Genomic DNA, 18,968 nt, shown 5'->3' with positions numbered 1-18,968 from the left:
GTCAGGTAGCGGGATGCGTCGCCTCCTCGTCGCACTCAATGGAGTGTGATGAGGAAGTCCTTGTCGTCGCGGATGGTGCTGTTGGACTGCACGTCCCGCAGGCTCACGTCCAGTCGGATCAGGTCGAGCGACAGGTCTGATTCGTACTGCGACTTGTTCCGGGAGTAGTTCTGATACGCCTGTGAAAGGTTGTTCATGATGTTCATGAGCGGGCGCATCGTCACGTCAGAGGACTGGTAGTCCTTGGTGAGGCTGGTGCCATCCGAGAGGATCCACTGCATGTCCGAGATCTGCTGGCTCGTCGGATCCGAGCCCTCGTCACGCTTCTTGGTGAAGAACTGGGCGTAGCTCTGACCAACCGGCACCAGGGCGTCGAGGTAGCCGTCGTAGACGTTGCCTGCACGCCAGTTGAGGTCGAAGCCGCCCGGGACGACGTGCTTGGTCTGCAGCGCCAGCGTCGAGACGCCGTCCTCGGCCTCGGCCGCGGAGACGCCCGTGATCCTGTCGGCGGCGATCGAGACCGGAACGGTCGGCGGACGCAGGAACAGGCCGTCGATCTTCGTCGTCTGCAGGTCGGACGTGTACGACTGAATCTGCGTCAGATTCGCGCGCATCTCGACGAGCTTCTGGTCCAGGGCATCCCTGGCCTCGGTCTCCTTCTCCTTGAGCGCGACCTCGTAGTAGGCCTGCGCAGGGTCGAAGGTCAGGCCGTCGAGCGCCGCGATCTTCTGGACCCCGGATGCGCCGGGGTTGAAGAAGACCCGCCACTGGTCGTACTTGGAGAAGGTCTCGTCGCCGGCCAGCTTGCCGCTGCTCTGCGCCTGCTCCGCTGCGGGCGTGGTGAGTTCGGCATTCGCACGGACCGTCAGGTTCAGCACCTGGCGGTCGAAGGGTCGGTCGGCGTTCAGGAGGACACCGACGTAGCCGGTCGAACCGAAGGCGTAGAAGGAGCCCTTGATCCCGCTGGTGCTGACCGGCTCGCTGTTCAGCGAGGTGTCCGACCCGAGCAGGAACGCCCTGTAGTCCGCGGCGTTGTACGAGATCTGGGCGGTCGGACTGAAGTGCATCATCACGAGCGCCTTGTTGCCGCTCTCGTTGGTGTAGATCCCGTCGACGGTGCCGTCGAGATTCGTCTTCGACGTCTTGAAGTCGCTGGTGTACAGCGCCGTCTGCGACAGCGAGTCACGCTCCGCCTGGTACGCCGAGGCCCCCGATGCGCTGATCACGATCGCGCCCGCGACCGTGAAGATGCCGAAGAACACCCCAAAACGCTCGATCGCGTGGTGTGAGTCGAGCTTGAACTTCCTGCTGAAGGCCAGTGCCTTGTCCTTGATCCCCATGTTCTGCTCTCTTTCGTGCCTGCACCGTGCTGCCGGCCCGGATATGGCGAACCGGGCCGGAGGAGGCCTTGCACCTCAACCGACCCGGTTCGCTCGACGCCTCTGTCCCCGGTCGTGTGCACGGTCTGTGACGGCCTCTTACTTGGAAGGGCCGCTCAGGAACCCGCTGAACTGATCGACGGGCTGGACGATCACCGTGCCGCCGCCGAGGTCCGTGATGGTCTGCTGGCCGCCGGAGCCGACCGTCGAGATCAGCGACCACCCACCAGTGGTCAGGGCTCCGCCGACGAGAATGAGAAGCGCGATCATGACCCAGCCCTGCTGGTGACCCGCGGACTGCGGGTTGGCCATCAGCTTCTTGATCGCGAGCACGCCACCCCAGACCATGCCGACAGCACCGAACAGCATGAGCAGAAGACCGCCCCATTGCTGGATCTGGGACTTGGCGTTCTCCAGGAAGCTGGTCAGGTCCCAGGCGGCACTCGGCAGGGAGGCCTGCGAGAAGACGACTGCCTCGTAGATCCTTGTCATGGTTCTTTCCCATCGCCTTTCGAGTCACTCTTTGGCGTGACCGTGAGTCACAAGGAAGCAAGCGTGGCCCACCCGCCTGGGCGGGCAGTGATAGAAGCCGAAGTGGTCAGTCGCATGCTGCCAGATCCCCCATGGACTCGTATATGTGCGCATCTATAGCGGCTAATGTACCCCATTCGAATGGTGAGCTACAGGGTCACTCGAAAGGGTCTATCGATAAAGAGTCAAAGGAGGCTCGGAAACGAGACGAATCGGCGTTGTGGCGTGCGACCGCAGGGTCGCGGTGGACGCCTGTGGAATCCGCAGCGTGAGATGTGTAATGTGCCGCTCCAGCACTGCTGCGACGCTGGCCTGCTCGATTTCGAGGCGGCCCCCCACACCCCGTCGATCGCGATCCCGACCAGGAAGTGCCAAACCACCATGAACCCACTGCCCGGGGACCTCTTCGCCCGCCGACTTCGTCAAGAACGCGAACGCCTCGGCATCAGCCAGGCAGAACTAGCGCGCCGTATGGCCGCACTTCTCGGCACGAACGTCGACTCCACCGCCATCACACGCATCGAGCAGCAGACCCGCGCGGTCAGGCTCGACGAAGCGGTCACCGCTGCCGAGGCTCTCGGGGTCCCTCTGATCACACTGGTCAGCGACAACTACGCCCGGAAAAACGAGGCTGAGATCCAGAACCAGCTCGCCGAACTCGCCCTCGCCGAGCAGGAATGGGAGAGGCTGCGCCAGCAGATCCATCGGATCACCCAGACCATCCAGCAACTCTCCGCCGAGCGGGAGGCCTTCCGCTCTCACGCGCTGGACGTCAACCCTGAAACCGCCGGCGACTACGAGCTCGACCCTGAGACCCAGGCCGCTCTCGACGCCCGCATGCGCGATGTCCGCAACAAGGCGGCCGGAGAGGTCACAGCCCCAGGCGCATGACGCTGTCGCGGGCGGCCGGGTTGAACTCCCGGTCGTAGACCTTCACCGTCTCGGGCTTCCGCCACCGGTCAGCCCACATGATCTCCTCGATGCTCGCGCCGTTCCGCCTTGCCTGAGTGACGTGACCAGCTCGCAGACTGTGGGAGTTGTACGCGGCCGGATCCATCCTCAAAACCTCCCTCATGCGCGTGTGCAGCGCGTTGCCGCGCACATCGGTCTCGTGAATCCGGGCGTCCCCTCTGTTGCGTTACGTCGCTGATGTATATGACAAAGTCGCCTCCGAAGCCGTCTACGACGACAGGGACCTTGGAGACGCCGAGCTGGCGCTACCGTTCGATGAGGACTGGCCCCGCGCTCGGGGGAACTTCAGACCGGCGAGACGCCTCACCGCGACCGCCCCCAACGGCGCCGCGGTCATCACAGCCATCAGGTCCTCCCCCGTGCCACTCGACCAGCTCGGGGTCATACACGTCAATGTCATCCGGATGCAAACCGACGCGACGGACGAACTCGATGAGGTCCTCCGAATCGACGGGGACTGTCCTGAAAAACAAGAGGCTCCCGATCGACGAGTAAGCCCAAGGCGACGGTCCTCTGCTACCGGCCTACTCCGGCCCTGACCCGCCGTCAATAAACCACCGCTAGGTATAGCCGGCCGCACCTTGACGGGTGCGAGGAAGGCGTGTCGCTCAGTGAGCGATGGTCCTAGGGCGCGCCGCGGGGTGCGGCTGCGCCACGATGGCGCAATGGGCGAAGGCGCGTCGGGCGGGGATGAACCAGCCGACGTGAGGGGCGCGGTAAGCGCTCTACTTGCATGACGCCGGAGAGGCAGTCGGCTGCCGTTCTCCAAGAACGGCTCAACGGCCTAGAGTACGCGCCAGGCATGGATGTTGACTGTCCGTCGACCGTCGCGGTCAGGAGGGGTGAATGGATGCTGTGTGACGCTGTCCCTTGTAGTGTTCCGAGATGTCGTGACGGCGGATAGGAAGTCGGTTGTCGTTCCCGTGTAAGGGTTCAATGGCCCGGGGATGCGAATCAGGCATTGAGGAGGCGGCTGCTTGTGTCCGCAACTGCCCCACAAGCAGGCGCGAGTAGCAGTCCACACAGAGCGCGGCAGAGCAGGTGAGGGGCTCGCTGGGTCATCACGGAAAATCCAAGGAGGGGCGATGCCATACGTCGAGTGGCGCGGCGGCAAGTGCCGCGTCAAGTGGTGGGAGGGCGAGTACTTGCCCAACGGCCGCAAGAAGTACGAGTCGGAGTCCGGCTTCGAGGACGAGAAAGCGGCATGGGACTACGGGCTCGATCGTGAGTACGAAGTGCGTCACGGTACTGCGATCAAACAGAGGGACAGTAAAACTCTCATGTCGGTCTACTGCTGGGACTGGTTTCAGGCCCAGGATCTGCGGCCGTCATCAACGGTGAGCTACAAGGCCATCATCAATAAGCGGATCGAGCCCTATTGGGGAAGTCGAGCCGTCGGTGACATCAGTGCATTCGAGTACGAAGCATGGAAGAAGGCGCTTCGCGCGGCCGCCGAGCGTGGCGAGATATCAGCCGGGTACGTGAAGGAGATTCTCATGGTCTTCGGCGCCATGATGGATGACTCGGTGACTCGCTATCGACTCCGCATGACCTCGCCAGTCGTACGGGAGAAGCGTGGCCGCGGAAAGTACAAGAAGAAGGTGCGTGAGAAGAAGCGCCCCCAGGAGATGGCCACGCTCCACCGCCTTGCGGTCAACGCCTACAGCGTCTGGGGCTACAACGGCTGGACGTACATCTGGACCGCGGCGTTCACTGGTATGCGGCCGAAGGAGATGTGGGGGCTGCAGCGGTGCTTCGCTTCACCGAACTGGCCCGCCTCGGATCCACTCGACTCCGACGACGGAAAGCGTGAACCGGACCTGGATCGGTACATGCGGATGCCGGCACTGCGGGTGCAGTCTCAGCACCAGTGGGTTGAGGGGGAACGGAGGCTGGTGGACCCGAAATACGACTCGTGGCGGACGTTGGTGGTGCCGCCGTTTCTGCATGAGATGCACAAGGCGTTGCTGGCTTCGCACGACTCGCAGTGGATGTTCCGGTCGCACAGTGGGGGGCCGTTGCTTGGAACGAACTTCGAGGAGGCGTACTGGTATCCGATCAGGGACGGTAGCTCAGCGCGCGAGGGGCGGTATGCGCGAGCGGAGATACCCGCGGTGCCGGAGATGGCCAAGAAGCGGATCTATCTTCTGAGGCACGGCCACAAGGAGTGGCTCGACGAGGACGGCCACCCGCGGGTGGCCGTCGAGGCGCGGATGGGGCACGAGATCGGGGGAGTGGAGGGCGTGTATGCGAACGTGACACCGGGAATGGAGTTGCGGATTGCAGAGACGCTGCAGGAGCGGTGGGAGAAGTTCATGGGAGGGGAGGGGAAAGTGTGGCTGCCGCCTGTTCCCAATCCTCTCCCAGTTGATCTTGCAGATCGTGTTCCTGCGCAGCTCAACGGGGGTGCATCTCTAGATGTCGGTTGATGCCGCAGAACAGGACGTGGAGGCCGTCCGCGACGACGTCGGGTACGAGACGGTCGCGGGCGGCCTCCAGTTCGGCCCGGGTGAAGCGGGGCGTGCGGGTCAGAGGATCGCCCCGGGGGTGTAGGCCGCGGCCTGGGGGTGCTGCTTGGCGATCTCCTCGATCCGGCCGACGACGACGGCCACCTGGTCGGCGGCGGCGCCCGTGAACGACAGCTTGTCGGCCATCAGGGCGTCGAGCTGCGCGCGGTCCAGGGGGATGCGCTCGTCGGCGGCGAGCTTGTCGAGGAGCTCGTTGCGCTCGGTGCCCTGCTCACGCATGGCGAGCGCGGAGGCGACGGCGTTCTCCTTGATGGCCTCGTGCGCGACCTCGCGGCCCACACCCGCGCGCACCGCGCCCATCAGCACCTTCGTGGTGGCGAGGAAGGGGAGGTAGCGGTCGAGTTCGCGCGCGACGACGGCCGGGAAGGCCCCGAACTCGTCGAGGACCGTCAGGAAGGTCTCCAGCAGCCCGTCGAGAGCGAAGAACGCGTCGGGCAGGGCCACCCGGCGCACCACCGAGCAGGACACGTCGCCCTCGTTCCACTGGTCGCCCGCCAGCTCGCCCGTCATCGAGGCGTAGCCGCGCAGGATCACCATGAGCCCGTTGACGCGCTCGCAGGAACGCGTGTTCATCTTGTGCGGCATCGCGGACGAGCCGACCTGACCGGCCTTGAAGCCCTCCGTCACCAGCTCGTGCCCGGCCATCAGCCGGATCGTCTTGGCGGTCGACGAGGGCGCGGCGGCCAGCTGCACCAGCGCGGTGACGACGTCGTAGTCGAGCGAGCGCGGATACACCTGGCCGACGGAGGTGAAGGCGGTGGAGAAGCCCAGGTGCCCGGCGATCCGCTGCTCCAGCTCGGCGAGCTTGGCCGCGTCGCCGCCGAGCAGGTCCAGCATGTCCTGGGCGGTGCCCACGGGCCCCTTGATGCCGCGCAGCGGATACCGCTCCAGCAGCTCCTCGACCCGGCCGTACGCGACGAGCAGCTCGTCGGCGGCGGTCGCGAACCGCTTGCCCAGGGTGGTGGCCTGCGCGGCCACGTTGTGCGAGCGGCCGGCCATGACCAGCTCGCCGTACTCGCCCGCGAGCTTCCCGAGCCGCGCCAGCACGGCCACCGTACGGTCGCGCACCAGCTCCAGCGAGAGCCGGATCTGCAGCTGCTCCACGTTCTCGGTGAGGTCGCGGGAGGTCATGCCCTTGTGGACGTGCTCGTGCCCGGCGAGGTCGTTGAACTCCTCGATCCGCGCCTTCACATCGTGCCGGGTGACCTTCTCGCGCTCGGCGATGGACGCCAGGTCGACGGTGTCGAGAACCCGCTCGTAGTCGGCGAGGGCGGCGTCGGGCACCTCGATGCCGAGGTCCTTCTGGGCCCGCAGCACGGCGAGCCAGAGCTGCCGCTCCAGCCTTACCTTCTGCTCGGGCGACCAGAGCGTGGCGAGCTCGGCGGAGGCGTAACGTCCGGCGAGGACGTTGGGGATGCGGGGCTTTGCGGGTGCGGCGGTCACGTGTACGGAGTTTACCCGGCGTCCAGAAGGGGTCTGCCCCGTCTATGGAGTCTGTAGAGCGCAGGAGCGTGACGTCGGCCTTCACCGCCTGGTTGTGGCGGTGATGGCCGACGTTGTGTTCGGGGAGGGTGTCGGTGTCGCTGCGGCAGTGGGGCTGGGAGAGATTCCCGCGGAGACGGCGCGGGTGGCGTGGACGGTGTGTCCGAAGGGCACGCCGGCGGTGCGGCTGCGGGATGAGTTCGCGGAGGTCTTCTCCGCCGAGGACATCGGGCAGCTCTTCCCGACGGTGGGCCGTCCAGCGGTTCTGCCCGGAGTGCTGATGCTGGTCACGGTGTAGCAGTTCGCCGAAGGGCTGTCCGACCGGCAGACCGCGGAAGAGAGACACGGCGACACCCCGCTCCCGTCGACCGTCTCCGGCATCACGCACGCTAAGCGCCGTCGTGGTCGCAGCGGCCACGATCATGGTCTCGTCTTCGCCGGATTCGTCTTCAACCCCCAGCCCATGATCAGATTCCCCTGGCGCCCGCGCCGTGCTCCCCGGTCCCACTCCGCGCCGGGCAGGGAGAGGCACGCGGCGGACGTTCCGGTTTCCGGGCGGGAGCCTTCCGCGGCCCGGGACCGCTCACACGCCTGAGCCGGCCGGCGGATGATCCCCCGGAACCCTCGTGTCCGGTTTGCCCCGTCCGGGAAGGTGTGGCCGTTCTGTCGCGCCCGCACAGGCCGCGGCGGGCTCCCCGGATTGTTTGTTTACCACCTGACCTGCATTGATCAACAATTCTGCGGCGGCCAGAGTGGCGGTCGAACGGCCCGCTCCGCCGCTGCCGATCTCCCCGGTGACGCGGCGGTGCGGACACCGTGCCGGCCCTCACACCCCCGAGGGCCGGCAAACGCAGCGCATGCGCACGTCCCGAAGTCTCGTCATCCACCGGTGTTCCGCTTGCCCGGAACCGGCTCCTCCGTCTCCTGGAGTATTCGATGCGATTCGCGCCCCGCACCCACCTCCCCTCCCGTCGCCTTGTCCGCGGCGCCGGCGTCGCCGCCGCCCTCACCCTGGGTGCCTCCCTCATGGCGGCCCCGCAGTCCTACGCCGCCGACAGCCCCTCCGTCGCGCAGCTCCTGCAGCAGTGCGCCACGGCCGACGTGTGCAAGTTCCACCCGCAGAGCTACACCGCGTACACCGGCCCGAAGCACCAGGTGGGCTCCACCGCGTTCAACTGCGCCTCCGAGATCAACCAGCACACCGTCAACTGGTCGGACACGACCTCCGCCACGAACACGGTCGGCGTCGCGATCACGGCGACCGCCAAGTTCTGGGAGGTCTACGAGGCCTCCGTGGAGGTTTCGTACTCCCACTCCTGGACGGCCTCGCACACCGACTCCGAGACCAAGACGGTCAACGTCCGCCCCGGGTGGAAGGGCTGGCTCGAGCGCGGCACCTCCAAGCAGAAGGCCACGGGCTGGTACGAGCTCCACTTCGGCAAGCGCTACTACGGTCACTACATCTGGTACATCAACAACTACCAGGCGGCCGGCTGGGACCAGGACCACCCCAAGAACGGCTACGTCAACTTCAAGGACAAGCTGATGACGTCCGGCGAGCGTGCCGCGCACTGCGGCTGAACCGTCCCCGAGGACAGCGGGCGGCACCGGGCAACGGACCGCACCGGGCCGCCCGCCCTCACCGAGAAGTGGTGTTCCGTGATGCCAGACAGTCGTCTTCGTCCCCGTGCCGCCGTCGCGGCCGTCCTCTGCTCGCTGCTGTTCCTGGCGGGCTGCGGCGGCGCGGCGAAGCAAAACGCCGCGACCGCCTACGCGGATGACGCGGGGCCGCTCGTGATCGGCACCGACGGTTCGGCCGAGAGCCGGGTCGTGGCGGCCCTGTACGGCGAACTGCTCGCCGACGCAGGGGTGAAGGCACGCATGGCGAGCACCCGTTACTCCTCTCCCGCCGCCACCACACGGGCCGTGGCCGAGGGGCGGATCGGTCTCGCGCCCGCCTACGAGACCGCGACGCTGCGCGCCCTGCCCGCCGGCCAGACCCTGCCCGGCAACATGGCAGCCACCCTCAGCATGGCCCTGCCCCCGGGCATCGACGCCCTGCCACCCGCGCGGGCACAGAACGGCGTCGTCCTCGCGGTCACCCGGGCCACCGCCCGCAAGCACCACCTGCGCACCCTCGCCGACCTGACGAAGGCCGGCGGCCTGCGCACCTTCGGCGGCTCCGCCTCCCGAGATCCCGACGCCCCCTCGCCCACCACCCTCCAACGGGCCTACGGCGTCCAGCTCACCGCGACCGGCACCTCAGCGACCGCCGACGTACTGGTCCTGCGTGCCACCGACCCCGTCCTCACCCATGACGGGCCGGTCGCGCTGACCGACCCCAACGGCGTCCTGCCGCCCGAGCACGTCTTCCCGCTGATCGGTGCCCCCTACGCAGGCCGCACCGCGTGCACGGCCCTGGCTCGTCTCAACTCCCGGCTCACGACGGCACAGTTGGCCGGCCTGGCGACGTCCGTCGAGAACGGCGAGCAGCCGTCCGAGGCGGCCCGCAAGTGGCTGCGCAGCAACGGCCTCGTGGGCTGACAGCCCTCCCTCCTTCCCGAAAGGTATGAGCGACATGAGTTCCCTCAACAGAAAGCTCACCATCGCGGCTCTCACCGTGGCCTCCGTCTTCGGTGGCCTCGCGATGCCCGCCACGGCCGGCGCCGCCACGGCCAACGTGCAGATCCAGATCTGCAACGACAACGGCAGCGCACTGAAGTTCTTCCTCGTCGGCTACAACGACCAGGGCGACTGGGTGAACTCCCGCTTCTGGAACGTCCCGGCAAACGGCTGCACGACCGCCAACAACTACTGGTGGCAGACCAACAGCTCAGTAGAGTTCCACTACGTGCGTCCGCCGGCCGGCTGGACCTGGCACCAGGTGTACTTGTCGAAGAACAAGAACGGCCGCACCTTCACGTACCACCAGTCGTAACCACGCCCTCGCCCGCCCGGGGGTCCCGTCGCGACGCAACGTCGGCGAAGGTGTTCCCGGGGCGGGCGTAGCGTAGGCAAGTCGAAGGACGGATCCTTCCCAGGTACGCGTCCTCGGCAGGGGCGCACCACCCCCACTCAGGGGCAGCCACCGAGAACCCTTAATAGCATATAAGCGATTCGGGAACGTTAGATCGAGAGGCAACCCGTCGACCTGGACAGCCCTCAGGGGGTATCTCCTGCGCCGGTAACCACCGGCACGGGTGGTATGGGGTGCCGTTGTCCTTCAGGCATGCCATAGCAGCCGGAAGGAGGTTGCCGACGCCGATCGAGCTGGTGATCAGCCGCCGGGAGGCGAGGCCGCCTCGCCGACCGCACGCCGATGGTCAGGCGGCGGCACGCTCGCCTGTGGGTCGGCGGCGCAGGGCCGGCTGCTGGACGGCCGGAGGGAGGTAGGCGGACCGGTCACCAAGCCGCGGACTACGCCGAGTTGCTCGGCTGCTCGGTCCGCACCCTGAGTCGCGCCGCCCGGGACGCCACCGGCAAGGGCGTACGTGAACTCATCGACGAGCGGCGCCTTCTCGAAGCCCGACGCCTGCTGGGAGTGGCCCGGTGGGACGCCCGGGCCGTGGCCGTCCACCTCGGCTTCACCGATCCCGCGAACTTCGGCCGCTTCTTCCGTGACCGCACCGGTCTCACCCCGGCCGCCTACGGGGCCCGCGACTCCGGGCCCCACCCGTGAGCGGAGCGCGGCGGCAGCCCCATGGGCTCCTGACCGGCCGGGCAACGGGGGGCCCATGCTGCGGGACTCCCGATCGATTCGGAGGTCCGCTCGGGCTGGTCAGACCCAGGTGGGGGCATATTCTTCGGCGTAGCGGGCGCCGAAGCCGCCGGTCGGGAGGATCTCGTGGATCGCGGCGAGATCGGCCTGGGTGAGGGTGACGTCGGCCGCGTGGGCGTTCTCCTCCATGCGGGCTGGGCTGCGGGTGCCCGGGATCGGGACGATGTCCTCGCCCTGGGCGAGCAGCCAGGCCAGGGCGAGCTGGGAGACGGTGATGCCCTTGGCCCTGGCCAGGTCGCTGAGTCGGTCGACGGCTTCGACGTTCTTCTCGAAGTTGCCGGGCTGCCAGCGCGGGTCGGTGTTGCGCATGTCGGTGGCGTCGTAGGTGCCGGCGGGCTTGGCGGTGCCGGTGATGAAGCCTCGGCCGAGGGGCGAGTAGGGGACGAAGCCGATGCCGAGCTCCTTGAGGAGCGGGAAGAGCTGCTCGACCTCGCGCTCGAAGAGCGAGTACTCGGTCTGCAGGACCGAGACGGGCTGGACGGCGTGCGCCTTGCGGATCGTCTCCGGGCCGGCCTCGCTGAGGCCGAAGTACTTCACCTTGCCCGCGTCGATCAGTTCCTTGACGGTGCCCGCGACGTCCTCGATCGGCACGTCGGGGTCGACGCGGTGCTGGTAGAAGACGTCGATCTGGTCGACGCCCAGGTAGCGCAGGCTGTTGTCGGCGACCTTGCGGATGTTGTCGGGACGGCTGTTGACGCCGAATCCCTTGGACAGGTCAGACAGGTCGGACAGGTCGAAGCCGAACTTGGTGGCCAGGACCACCTCGTCGCGGAAGTCCTTGACCGCCTTGCCGACCAGGATCTCGTTGGAGCCGGTGCCCAGGCCGTAGAGCTCGGCGGTGTCGAAGAAGGTGACGCCCAGGTCGTGGGCGCGGCGGATGGCGGCGATGCCCGCCTCTTCGTCACCGGGACCGTAGGCCATGGTCAGGCCCATCGAGCCGTAGCCGATTGCCCAGGCGGTCAGGCCCTGGGTGCCGAGTGTCCTGTGCTGCATGCGAATCTCCTGATGTGAAACCAAACAGTTCGGTTTGAAGCCTGCATCGACCACCGCCCGGAGGCAAACCAAACGGTTTGGCCGGGTGGCGTGGAGACGTGAGCCCCTCACCCCGCGGGACTCGGTTCCCGGTCGACATCCTCGTCCTCGTCGACCAGATCGCCACCGCCTTGGCTGCACAGCCTGACCTGCTGCCTCCGCACAGCGACGGTCGCACCACGTTCCTGACGGCGGGCCGAACTGCCGTCGTCGCAGCCGTCGAGCGGCTGTTTCCCCGCGACGACGAACTGACCGCGCCCCGAGCCCTCGAAGCGGCGCATCACCCGCATTGGCGCCCGGGAGACTCGGGCGAGTGACCGACCGCCGTCGCATCTCGTCAATATCGATCAGCGGGTGACGGTGGCGCCATCCGGGTGCAACGCTTATCTGCATTCCCGTCCACGGGTGCTCGGGTCCCCCGGCGTCAGCGCGGCCCCCGGCGCTCGTCGGCGCCGCGCGGCGGGGTCCGGATGTGCGACGGCACGCTGCCGCTGAACGTCTCCATGTGAGCGGCCACCTGCGCCGCACTCACCCTCGGTGGGGGCGCCTGGCTCGCGGGTCTGCGGTAGCGGTGTTGAGGCGCGATCCAGATTCTTCGGAGTTCGACGGTCTGAGGGTCAGCGTGCGCGAGGGAACAGGCGCTCCACGGCGGTGACCAGGGCCGCACGGCGTGCACCGACGGAGTTGTCCGCGGCCAGCTTGGTCGCGGCGGCGCCGATCTCCGGCTGACCTGCCCAGGTGGTGGCGATCTGGTTGATCAGGGCGAGTACGTCGACCGGATCCCAGGCGGGATCGATGAGGCCGGCGCGCTGCGCGTCGCGGAGCTGTTCGACCTTGCCGGTGATGGTGGCCAGCATGGGGTCAACGGTGTCGCTGTCAGCTTCGCTGTCAGCTTCGCCGTCGGCGAGTTCGAGGCGGCCCCAGGTGATGAGCCGATAGTGGTCCGGGTGGGCCGTGAAGTGGTCGAAGAGGATGCCGGCGTAGCCGGGCAGGTCCGCCGGGTCCATGCGGGTGGCCTCGATGACCGCAGTTGTTTCCTGCCCGGCGATGTGGTGGTAGAGGGCCACTTTGCTGCTGAAGTAGGCGTAGACCCGTTCCTTGCTGGTTTGCGCCTGCTTGGCGAGGCGGTCCACTCGGGCGCCGGCGATGCCGTACCGGGCGAACTCATCCTTCGCCGCGGCGAGGATCCGCTGCCGGGTATCGGCGGTAGGGGAGTTCGAGGTCTTGCGGGAGACGGCGGAGCGAGGCATAGGGACACGATAGGCGACGGAACAGTTCGGTTTGCGAGCCATGGAGGCAGATCTCCTCTCCGGGGGTCGGGTGATCCGGAACGCAGAACGGCCACGAACCCGGCGTGGGCGGCCTGTTCGGACCGGTTCTGCGGCGGGTTCGTGGCGATGGGGGGCGGCCCGGGTATTAGCGGTTGACGCTGCGGAAGGGCTTGAAGTCGGTGCCCTCGCCGTCGAGGAACGTGTCGCGGAACTTCTGGGTGAGGTTGCCGACCATCGTGAGGTGGATCATCTCGGTGGCCTCGGCGAAATCCTTCTGGCCGTCGGTGGTGAGCTCCAGGTGCTTCCAGACGGCCTCCTCGTTCTCGTAGTGCTCGTGCTGGAAGTACGAGCCGTCGGGCGCCTGGAAGATCTCGTAGCCGAGGATGTACGGCTCCTGGGCCTCGGTGACCGGGAGGACCTTGGCCAGGTAGTCCTGGAAGCGGTCTTCCATGCCGGGCTTCACGCGGTAGTGGAACAGGGCGTACACGACGGTGTCGCTCATCGACTTCTCCTTGCTGTCTTCGTCGTTCGGTCGGTGCAGCGACCAGCCGCTGCTGCCCGCGCGGCCCGGGGGCTCCGCGATCGGCGAGAGCCTCTGCGGCATTCAGCCCGAACCGCACCCAAACCAAACCGATTGGTATTGACCGTACCCGGAGACGCTCCGTCGGTCAAACTGAACTGTTTGGTGTGGGATCTCGCAGGGGTCATCGGGTCCAGAGCGGTCAGGCCCGGTGCAGTGCTGCGACGTGCAGCCCGCCGGGCTCCTGTGCCGCCGCTGCTTCTGCTCCATCGGCGAGCCGGCAACGCCGACCTTGCGGTCGCGGACCGGGACCAGGGTGCCGTCCACGATCCACAACCTCTCCGCCGCATCGGCTGTGCGAGAGACGGGCTCAACCGCCAGTAGCGGACCAAGCCGCTGGATGACCCGGCACGCGGTGGAGGAGGAGACGCCGAACAGGGGGCCCAGCTGCCGCATCGTCAGATTCGTCCGGTAGTACACCGCAACCATCAGCACTCGCTCGGTCAACGGCGGCGACCGCGGCCGGCCCCGCAGCGTGCCGTTGCCGCCCCGCTCCCGCACCACCTTTAACGGCCCCGAGAACTGTGTCATCCGCAGTCCCGTGAACGTCTCCACCCACTCCCGCTCAGCGCGTAAGACCCGGCCATGCCAAGGAGATGCCCAGCTCAGAGCCTTGTGCAACACCCTTTAGGCGCAATGCCGTTGCGTCACACGAGACTCTCGTTGCGGATGAGGCGCAGGCCGATCGGTCCAGTCGAACGTGAACCGGCCGGTGGTGCTCTCGCGGCTGACGTTGCAGCGACGGGTGTCGACGCGAACTGCTCTGTGACTCTCGAGAAGAAGAGAAGCAAGGATTGTCATCTGGTGACCGTCAGGTGACCGCTGTCCGTCGGGCGTTTTGCCGGGTGGGGGGAAACCAGGGGAGACATCAGTGCGAACGTACTTTAGAGTGCAAGGAAATTGCTTGTCAGGACATGCTGATGTTCTGATGTGCGCGTGATCTGTGTGTGAGGTGGCACTTGGGGCGTCCTGAGCGGCCGGTCGATCCCGATGCCGGTCCTGTCCAGCGGTTCGCCCACGAGCTGCGCTCACTGCGCAGGGGGGCCGGGGCGCCTTCGTACCGGACAATGGCCAAGCGGACAGGGCTGTCGGTGACCGCCCTGTCGCGGGCCGCCTCCGGGGAGCGGCTGCCGTCGTCCACGGTGGTACGGGCCTACGCCCAGGCCTGCGGGGCCGACCCGGACGTGTGGGAGCGGCGCTGGCGCGAGGTCGACGAAGAGGCCACCCCCGCTGGGGTCGGGGAGGAGGATTCCCCGTACCTGGGGCTCGCCCGGTTCGAGCAGGGGGATCGGGCGTTGTTCTTCGGCCGGGACCGGCTCGTCGACGACCTTCTGCAGTTGGCCCTGGACCGGCGGTTCGCCGTACTGCTCGGTACGTCCGGGAGTGGCAAGTCGTCCTTGTTGCGGGCCGGGCTCTTGCCACGGCTGGACGACGCCCTGGTACGGGAGAAGGACTGGGCCGTGGAGTTCCGGCTGATCACACCGGGTGCCCGGCCCTGCCGCACGCACAGGGAGCTGCTGGATCCGCCGGCGGACGGGCCGGAACGGTTCGTCGTGGTGGACCAGTTGGAGGAGATCTTCACGCTGTGCCGGGACCGGGCCGACCGGTGGGGGTTCGTGGAGAGGCTGCTGGCGGCGCAGGAGTCCACCAGCCGGCTACGGGTCGTCGTCGCGGTCGGCGGCGGATTCCACAAGCTGTGTGCCGAGCACGAAGGGCTCGCCACGGCCATGCGGGACAGCTCTCTGACCGTCCGCCCGATGACCCGGACCGAGCTGCAGGACGCCGTTGTCCGGCCGGCGACAGCCGCGGGGTTGAGAGTCGAGCGGGAGCTGACCGCCCGTATCGTCGAGGAGGCCGTCGATCGACCTGGCGCGCTGCCGATGCTGTCCCAGGCCCTGCGCGAGACCTGGCGCCGACGACGCAGCAGTATGCTGACCCTTGCTGCTTACCAGGCCGCTGGAGGGATCCACGGGGCCATCGCGGCGGCTGCCGAGGAGGCCTACCGGCAGCTGACGCCGACCCAGGCCACCACCGCCCGGCTGCTGCTGCTCGCCCTGATCGCTCCCGGCGAAGGCACCCCCGACACCCGGCGCCCGGTCAGCCGCAGCGATCTGCGGGATTGGCCCGACCCCGAGGTGCCCGCCGTCCTCGAACGACTCTCCCGCGCCCGGCTGGTCACCCTCGACGGGGAGAACGTCGAGCTGGCCCACGAGGCTCTGATCACCGGCTGGCCCCGGCTGCAGGGCTGGATCGAGGCCGACCGTGAGCGGCTGTGCCGGCATCGTCGGCTCACCGAGGCCGCCCGGATCTGGCAGGAGCACGGCAGCGACTCCGGCCACCTCTACCGCGGCACCCATCTCGCCCTCGCCGAGGCGCTGTTCGGGCGAGGCCTCGACGGAGACCTCACCGGGCGTGAGCGAGCTTTTCTCAGTGCCTCCCGGGTGGAGGGCCGTATGGAGAGCTGGAAGGCGGGCCGGACCCGCAGGCGGGCGCGGGCTCTGGCCGTCGCGCTCTGCTTCGCCACCGCCGCCGGCCTGATCGCCAGCCGGCTGGCCTGCCAGAGCGAAGAGGCGGCCGACCTGGCCCGGACCAGGGCCGTCGCCCTGGAGGCAATCGGTCTCGCCGATCGCACCCGGTCGGCCGATCCCCGCACCGCCGCCCTACTCGGCGTCGCCGCCTGGCGGCTCGCCCCGTCGGCGACGAGCCGCGCGGCCCTGTTCACCGCGTTGACCGAGCCGCAGGACGATGTCTTCCCCGGGCCGGAGCAGGACGCGGACGGACGGAGCTTCCTGACCGGCTCCGGGCGGACGCTGCTCACGGTGGGCGCGGGCGCGTGGTCCACCTGGGACGTGGTGACGCATCGACGGACCGGGTCCGGAATCCTGCCGGACGAGCCGGTGTTGGACGCGTCCCCCGACGGGGGGAACCTTCTGCTGGGCGCCCCTGGGGGCCGGCGGCTGTGGCGGCTGCCGACCGGGAGCGGGACGCGGGACGCCGGGGCCCGCCCGGTGGTGGCCGGGCGGCTCCTCGGCTTCGGGACCGACGGGCACAGTTATGTCGTACGGCGTTCCGGGCCGAGCCCGAAGGTGCAGCTGAGGTCGGTCGATGACGGGAAGGTGCTGTTCGAGACGGCGCGGGACCTGTACCCCGTGCCCAGTCAGGACGACCGGCTGGCCGCTCTGTGCCGGCGCGGACAGCCGGTCGGGGTGTGGGACGTCGCTCAGCGGCGGGCGCTGCGGGGGGCCTGGGGGGACTCGGTGGCGGCCGGTGACTGCTCGTCCGCGACCGTCGCCTTCGGCGCCGGTGGTGCGCGGCTCGCCGTGGTGACCGGCGACGGCATCAGGGTGTGGGACACCGGAACGGGGCAGCAGATCGCCGAGTTCGGGGAACCGGGGGCACGACAACCTGCGTTCACGTCGGACGGACGGTTTCTGGCCGCCGACGGTACAGACGGGGTGACTGTCTGGCGGATCTCGGCGCCCCGCGTGCCGGTGTTCAGCCAGGACATGACCGGAGAGGGCCCCGTCGACGCCCTCGCCTGGGACCCCACCCGTCCGACCCTGCGCTGCCTGGTGGGCGGCGCGGTGCGGTCCCTCGATCTCTCGGGCTCTGTCGTTCGCACCTGGCGGGAACGGCCGCTGGACGCCGTGCTGCTGAGCCCGGACGGACGACTGCTGGCCGTCGGAGAAAGGGCCGGTGACGGCTATCAGATCCGGGTGCAGGACCTGCGGACCGGCCGTCGAATCGCCCAACTGCCCGTCGTCGGGCGGAATCCGGACCCCGCCCGGGACCGGCCGAGCGGTTTCACACGGACGCCGGTCCCCGGGGGGAACGCCCATCTGCTGCTCGCCTTCAGCCCGGACAGCCGCAGCATCGCCTACGGCCTGGACGCGGCATCCGGGGCCGCCGGGACCCGGTTCGGCGTACGGGACGTGTCGGGGGGTGGGCCGACTTTTCTCGTCGTGGCCGGGTCACCCGGAGCCGCCGTTCACTCGATCGCGCTCACCGCGCGCGGCCGGCGCCTGCTGGTCTCCTGGCCCACGCCCGGTGGTGGCCTCACCGGCCAGGTGTGGGACACCGCACGGCGGACCCGGCTGTCGGGGCCGGAGGCCCTGACCTCCGACTACTCCGGCCGCGGCTCGTTCCCGCCCTTCGGGCCGTCGCTGGCGGCGGACGGCAGCCACGACTTCGCGGTCAGCGCAGACGGCGTCCACTTGGCCGCGGGCGGGACTCTGGGCACGGTCACCGTGTGGGATGCGGCGGGCGAGCGGCGTACCGAGGCCGTGGTGCCGCCGTTGCCCGCCCCGGCAAGCTGTGCCTCCTGCTCCCGGATCACCGCCCTCGCCTTCAGTCCCGACGGCCGTACCGTCGCGGTGGCGTACGGCTCGGGCCGCCTGCGGCTGTGGGACCTCGTCCTCAACCAGCCGCTCGGTGGCAGTCTGGGCGCCTCGGGCGACACGGTCGACGCGCTGGCCTTCGGCGCGGACGGGAGCTACCTGTACGCCGCGGGCCGGCACATCGGCGTTCAGACCTACGCCGTCGGGCCCGCTCAGGTCGCCGCGCGGCTGTGTGCCCGTGCGGGGCGGACCCTGAGCGAGGGTGAGTGGCACCGGTATCTGCCGGACGTGCCGTACCGGAGGGTGTGCCCGCAGCCGGAGACCGGGACGGACGGGGGCCCGGCGAGCGGTGCGGGCCCGGCGGCCGAGGCTGGGCCGGCACTGGGGACCGGCGACCGCACCGACGGTCGTACGGACGCCAACGGTGAGAACACCGGGACGGTACCTGTCTCCCCAGACCACATCCCCTCGGCGTCCACTGGGTCGGCCGCGCCCACGAAGCCGGGGTCCACGCTCGGCCCGAAGACGTCCCCGGCGCCCGCTCCGCGCTCGCGGTCCCACTCCGCGCCGGGCAGGGAGAGGCACGCGGCGGACGTTCCGGTTTCCGGGCGGAAGCCTTCCGTGGCCCAGGACCACTCACGCGCCTGAGTCAGCCGGCGGATGGTCCCCACAAACCCTCAGGTCCATTTTGCTCTGTCCGGGAAGGCGCGGACACCTTCTGACGCACCGCACAGGTCGCGGCGGGCCCCAGTTTGTTTGTTTCCCCTCTGACCTGCATTGATCAACAATTCCACGGCTCCCAGAGTGGACGTCGAACAGCCCGCTCCGCCGCTGTCGATCTCCCCGGTGACGCGGCGGTGCGGACACCGTGCCGGCCCTCTCACACCCCCGAGGGTCGGCAAACACAGCGCATGCGCACATTCCGGAAGGTCGTCAGCTGCAGGTGTTCCGCTTCAAGGACGCGGTGGTGACGTCAGGCGAGTGTGCCGTGCACTGCGGCTGAACCGTCCCGTGGGACAGCGTGCGGCACCGGGCAACGGACCGCAACGGGCCGCCCACCCACACCGAGAAGTGGTGT

15 protein-coding genes and 3 pseudogenes are annotated in these 18,968 nt (G+C 68.5%); 9 read left to right on the top strand and 9 right to left on the bottom strand.

Annotated elements, in window-relative coordinates; genetic code table 11:
* Positions 1 to 35: 35 nt before the first annotated feature.
* Entirely contained in the window at positions 36 to 1,340 is a 1,305-nt protein-coding gene (locus OG241_RS07615; RefSeq protein WP_405814459.1) for a hypothetical protein, read from the bottom strand.
* Between the two features lie 138 nt (positions 1,341 to 1,478).
* Positions 1,479 to 1,871: a hypothetical protein gene (locus tag OG241_RS07610; RefSeq protein ID WP_405814458.1), complete on the bottom strand. Its 393-nt coding sequence runs from the start codon at positions 1,869 to 1,871 to the stop codon at positions 1,479 to 1,481.
* Between the two features lie 420 nt (positions 1,872 to 2,291).
* Here OG241_RS07610 and OG241_RS07605 point away from each other — a divergent pair, with 420 nt between their 5' ends.
* Positions 2,292 to 2,801: a helix-turn-helix domain-containing protein gene (locus tag OG241_RS07605; protein ID WP_405814456.1), complete on the top strand. Its 510-nt coding sequence runs from the start codon at positions 2,292 to 2,294 to the stop codon at positions 2,799 to 2,801.
* Here the strand turns inward: OG241_RS07605 and OG241_RS07600 are convergent.
* Positions 2,782 to 2,967: a hypothetical protein gene (locus OG241_RS07600; RefSeq protein ID WP_405814455.1), complete on the bottom strand. Its 186-nt coding sequence runs from the start codon at positions 2,965 to 2,967 to the stop codon at positions 2,782 to 2,784. The genes OG241_RS07605 and OG241_RS07600 overlap by 20 nt on opposite strands.
* A gap of 1,000 nt (positions 2,968 to 3,967) precedes the next feature.
* Between OG241_RS07600 and OG241_RS07595 the strand changes: the two genes are divergently transcribed.
* On the top strand, positions 3,968 to 5,311 hold the full coding sequence (locus OG241_RS07595; RefSeq protein WP_405814453.1) for an integrase: 1,344 nt from the start codon (positions 3,968 to 3,970) through the stop codon (positions 5,309 to 5,311).
* Here the strand turns inward: OG241_RS07595 and OG241_RS07590 are convergent.
* Both OG241_RS07590 and purB read right to left on the bottom strand, forming a co-directional pair.
* Positions 5,307 to 5,414: pseudogene (locus OG241_RS07590) on the bottom strand (mismatch-specific DNA-glycosylase); the annotation flags it as partial. The gene OG241_RS07595 and the pseudogene OG241_RS07590 sit on opposite strands and share 5 nt — an antisense overlap.
* On the bottom strand, positions 5,411 to 6,853 hold the full coding sequence (purB, locus tag OG241_RS07585) for an adenylosuccinate lyase (protein WP_405814452.1): 1,443 nt from the start codon (positions 6,851 to 6,853) through the stop codon (positions 5,411 to 5,413). The gene purB and the pseudogene OG241_RS07590, both read right to left, overlap by 4 nt.
* Before the next feature lie 103 nt (positions 6,854 to 6,956).
* Between purB and OG241_RS07580 the strand changes: the two genes are divergently transcribed.
* The 5 genes and pseudogenes from OG241_RS07580 to OG241_RS07560 form a co-directional block, all read left to right on the top strand.
* The gene (locus OG241_RS07580) at positions 6,957 to 7,190 is read left to right on the top strand and encodes a hypothetical protein (protein WP_405814450.1); all 234 of its coding nucleotides are present in this window, start codon (positions 6,957 to 6,959) and stop codon (positions 7,188 to 7,190) included.
* A gap of 638 nt (positions 7,191 to 7,828) precedes the next feature.
* On the top strand, positions 7,829 to 8,473 hold the full coding sequence (locus OG241_RS07575; protein WP_405814449.1) for a hypothetical protein: 645 nt from the start codon (positions 7,829 to 7,831) through the stop codon (positions 8,471 to 8,473).
* Positions 8,474 to 8,554: 81 nt separating this feature from the next.
* Positions 8,555 to 9,436, top strand: coding sequence for a glycine betaine ABC transporter substrate-binding protein (locus OG241_RS07570; protein ID WP_405814448.1), 882 nt, complete (start codon positions 8,555 to 8,557; stop codon positions 9,434 to 9,436).
* Between the two features lie 34 nt (positions 9,437 to 9,470).
* A complete protein-coding gene (locus OG241_RS07565) occupies positions 9,471 to 9,830 on the top strand; it encodes a hypothetical protein (protein WP_405814447.1) in 360 nt (119 codons plus the stop codon).
* A gap of 465 nt (positions 9,831 to 10,295) precedes the next feature.
* Positions 10,296 to 10,571: pseudogene (locus OG241_RS07560) on the top strand (helix-turn-helix domain-containing protein); the annotation flags it as partial.
* 99 nt (positions 10,572 to 10,670) lie between these two features.
* Here OG241_RS07560 and OG241_RS07555 read toward each other — a convergent pair.
* Positions 10,671 to 11,663 (bottom strand): aldo/keto reductase, encoded by a 993-nt coding sequence (locus OG241_RS07555; protein ID WP_405814446.1) that lies wholly within the window; start codon positions 11,661 to 11,663, stop codon positions 10,671 to 10,673.
* A gap of 98 nt (positions 11,664 to 11,761) precedes the next feature.
* Between OG241_RS07555 and OG241_RS07550 the strand changes: the two genes are divergently transcribed.
* On the top strand, positions 11,762 to 12,019 hold the full coding sequence (locus tag OG241_RS07550) for a hypothetical protein (RefSeq protein ID WP_405814445.1): 258 nt from the start codon (positions 11,762 to 11,764) through the stop codon (positions 12,017 to 12,019).
* A 300-nt stretch (positions 12,020 to 12,319) separates the two neighbouring features.
* Here the strand turns inward: OG241_RS07550 and OG241_RS07545 are convergent, their stop codons facing one another.
* From OG241_RS07545 to OG241_RS07535, 3 genes and pseudogenes are all read right to left on the bottom strand, one after another.
* Positions 12,320 to 12,952 (bottom strand): TetR family transcriptional regulator, encoded by a 633-nt coding sequence (locus OG241_RS07545; RefSeq protein WP_405814444.1) that lies wholly within the window; start codon positions 12,950 to 12,952, stop codon positions 12,320 to 12,322.
* Between the two features lie 166 nt (positions 12,953 to 13,118).
* A complete protein-coding gene (locus OG241_RS07540) occupies positions 13,119 to 13,475 on the bottom strand; it encodes a putative quinol monooxygenase (RefSeq protein WP_405814443.1) in 357 nt (118 codons plus the stop codon).
* 303 nt (positions 13,476 to 13,778) lie between these two features.
* A pseudogene (locus OG241_RS07535) lies at positions 13,779 to 14,084 on the bottom strand (transposase family protein); the annotation flags it as partial.
* A 536-nt stretch (positions 14,085 to 14,620) separates the two neighbouring features.
* Here OG241_RS07535 and OG241_RS07530 point away from each other — a divergent pair.
* Complete coding sequence (locus OG241_RS07530; RefSeq protein ID WP_405814442.1) at positions 14,621 to 18,538, top strand: hypothetical protein; 3,918 nt, start codon at positions 14,621 to 14,623, stop codon at positions 18,536 to 18,538.
* Positions 18,539 to 18,968 lie beyond the last annotated feature (430 nt).

Origin of the sequence: Streptomyces sp. NBC_01390 (assembly GCF_045040105.1) — a bacterium.
Taxonomy (GTDB): Bacteria; Actinomycetota; Actinomycetes; order Streptomycetales; family Streptomycetaceae; genus Streptomyces.
Note: the sequence above shows the minus strand (reverse complement) of the source record. Positions and strands in the feature narration are given on the sequence as shown.

Bases quoted from the DNA above. Each gene is read 5' to 3' on its own strand.
- OG241_RS07595 (WP_405814453.1), top strand. From the start codon at position 3,968: ATGCCATACGTCGAGTGGCGCGGCGGCAAGTGCCGCGTCAAGTGGTGG.
- OG241_RS07580 (WP_405814450.1), top strand. From the start codon at position 6,957: ATGGCCGACGTTGTGTTCGGGGAGGGTGTCGGTGTCGCTGCGGCAGTG.
- OG241_RS07555 (WP_405814446.1), bottom strand. From the start codon at position 11,663: ATGCAGCACAGGACACTCGGCACCCAGGGCCTGACCGCCTGGGCAATC.
- OG241_RS07545 (WP_405814444.1), bottom strand. From the start codon at position 12,952: ATGCCTCGCTCCGCCGTCTCCCGCAAGACCTCGAACTCCCCTACCGCC.
- OG241_RS07605 (WP_405814456.1), top strand. From the start codon at position 2,292: ATGAACCCACTGCCCGGGGACCTCTTCGCCCGCCGACTTCGTCAAGAA.
- OG241_RS07615 (WP_405814459.1), bottom strand. From the start codon at position 1,340: ATGGGGATCAAGGACAAGGCACTGGCCTTCAGCAGGAAGTTCAAGCTC.
- OG241_RS07570 (WP_405814448.1), top strand. From the start codon at position 8,555: ATGCCAGACAGTCGTCTTCGTCCCCGTGCCGCCGTCGCGGCCGTCCTC.
- OG241_RS07540 (WP_405814443.1), bottom strand. From the start codon at position 13,475: ATGAGCGACACCGTCGTGTACGCCCTGTTCCACTACCGCGTGAAGCCC.
- OG241_RS07600 (WP_405814455.1), bottom strand. From the start codon at position 2,967: ATGGATCCGGCCGCGTACAACTCCCACAGTCTGCGAGCTGGTCACGTC.
- OG241_RS07575 (WP_405814449.1), top strand. From the start codon at position 7,829: ATGCGATTCGCGCCCCGCACCCACCTCCCCTCCCGTCGCCTTGTCCGC.
- OG241_RS07610 (WP_405814458.1), bottom strand. From the start codon at position 1,871: ATGACAAGGATCTACGAGGCAGTCGTCTTCTCGCAGGCCTCCCTGCCG.
- OG241_RS07565 (WP_405814447.1), top strand. From the start codon at position 9,471: ATGAGTTCCCTCAACAGAAAGCTCACCATCGCGGCTCTCACCGTGGCC.
- OG241_RS07530 (WP_405814442.1), top strand. From the start codon at position 14,621: ATGGCCAAGCGGACAGGGCTGTCGGTGACCGCCCTGTCGCGGGCCGCC.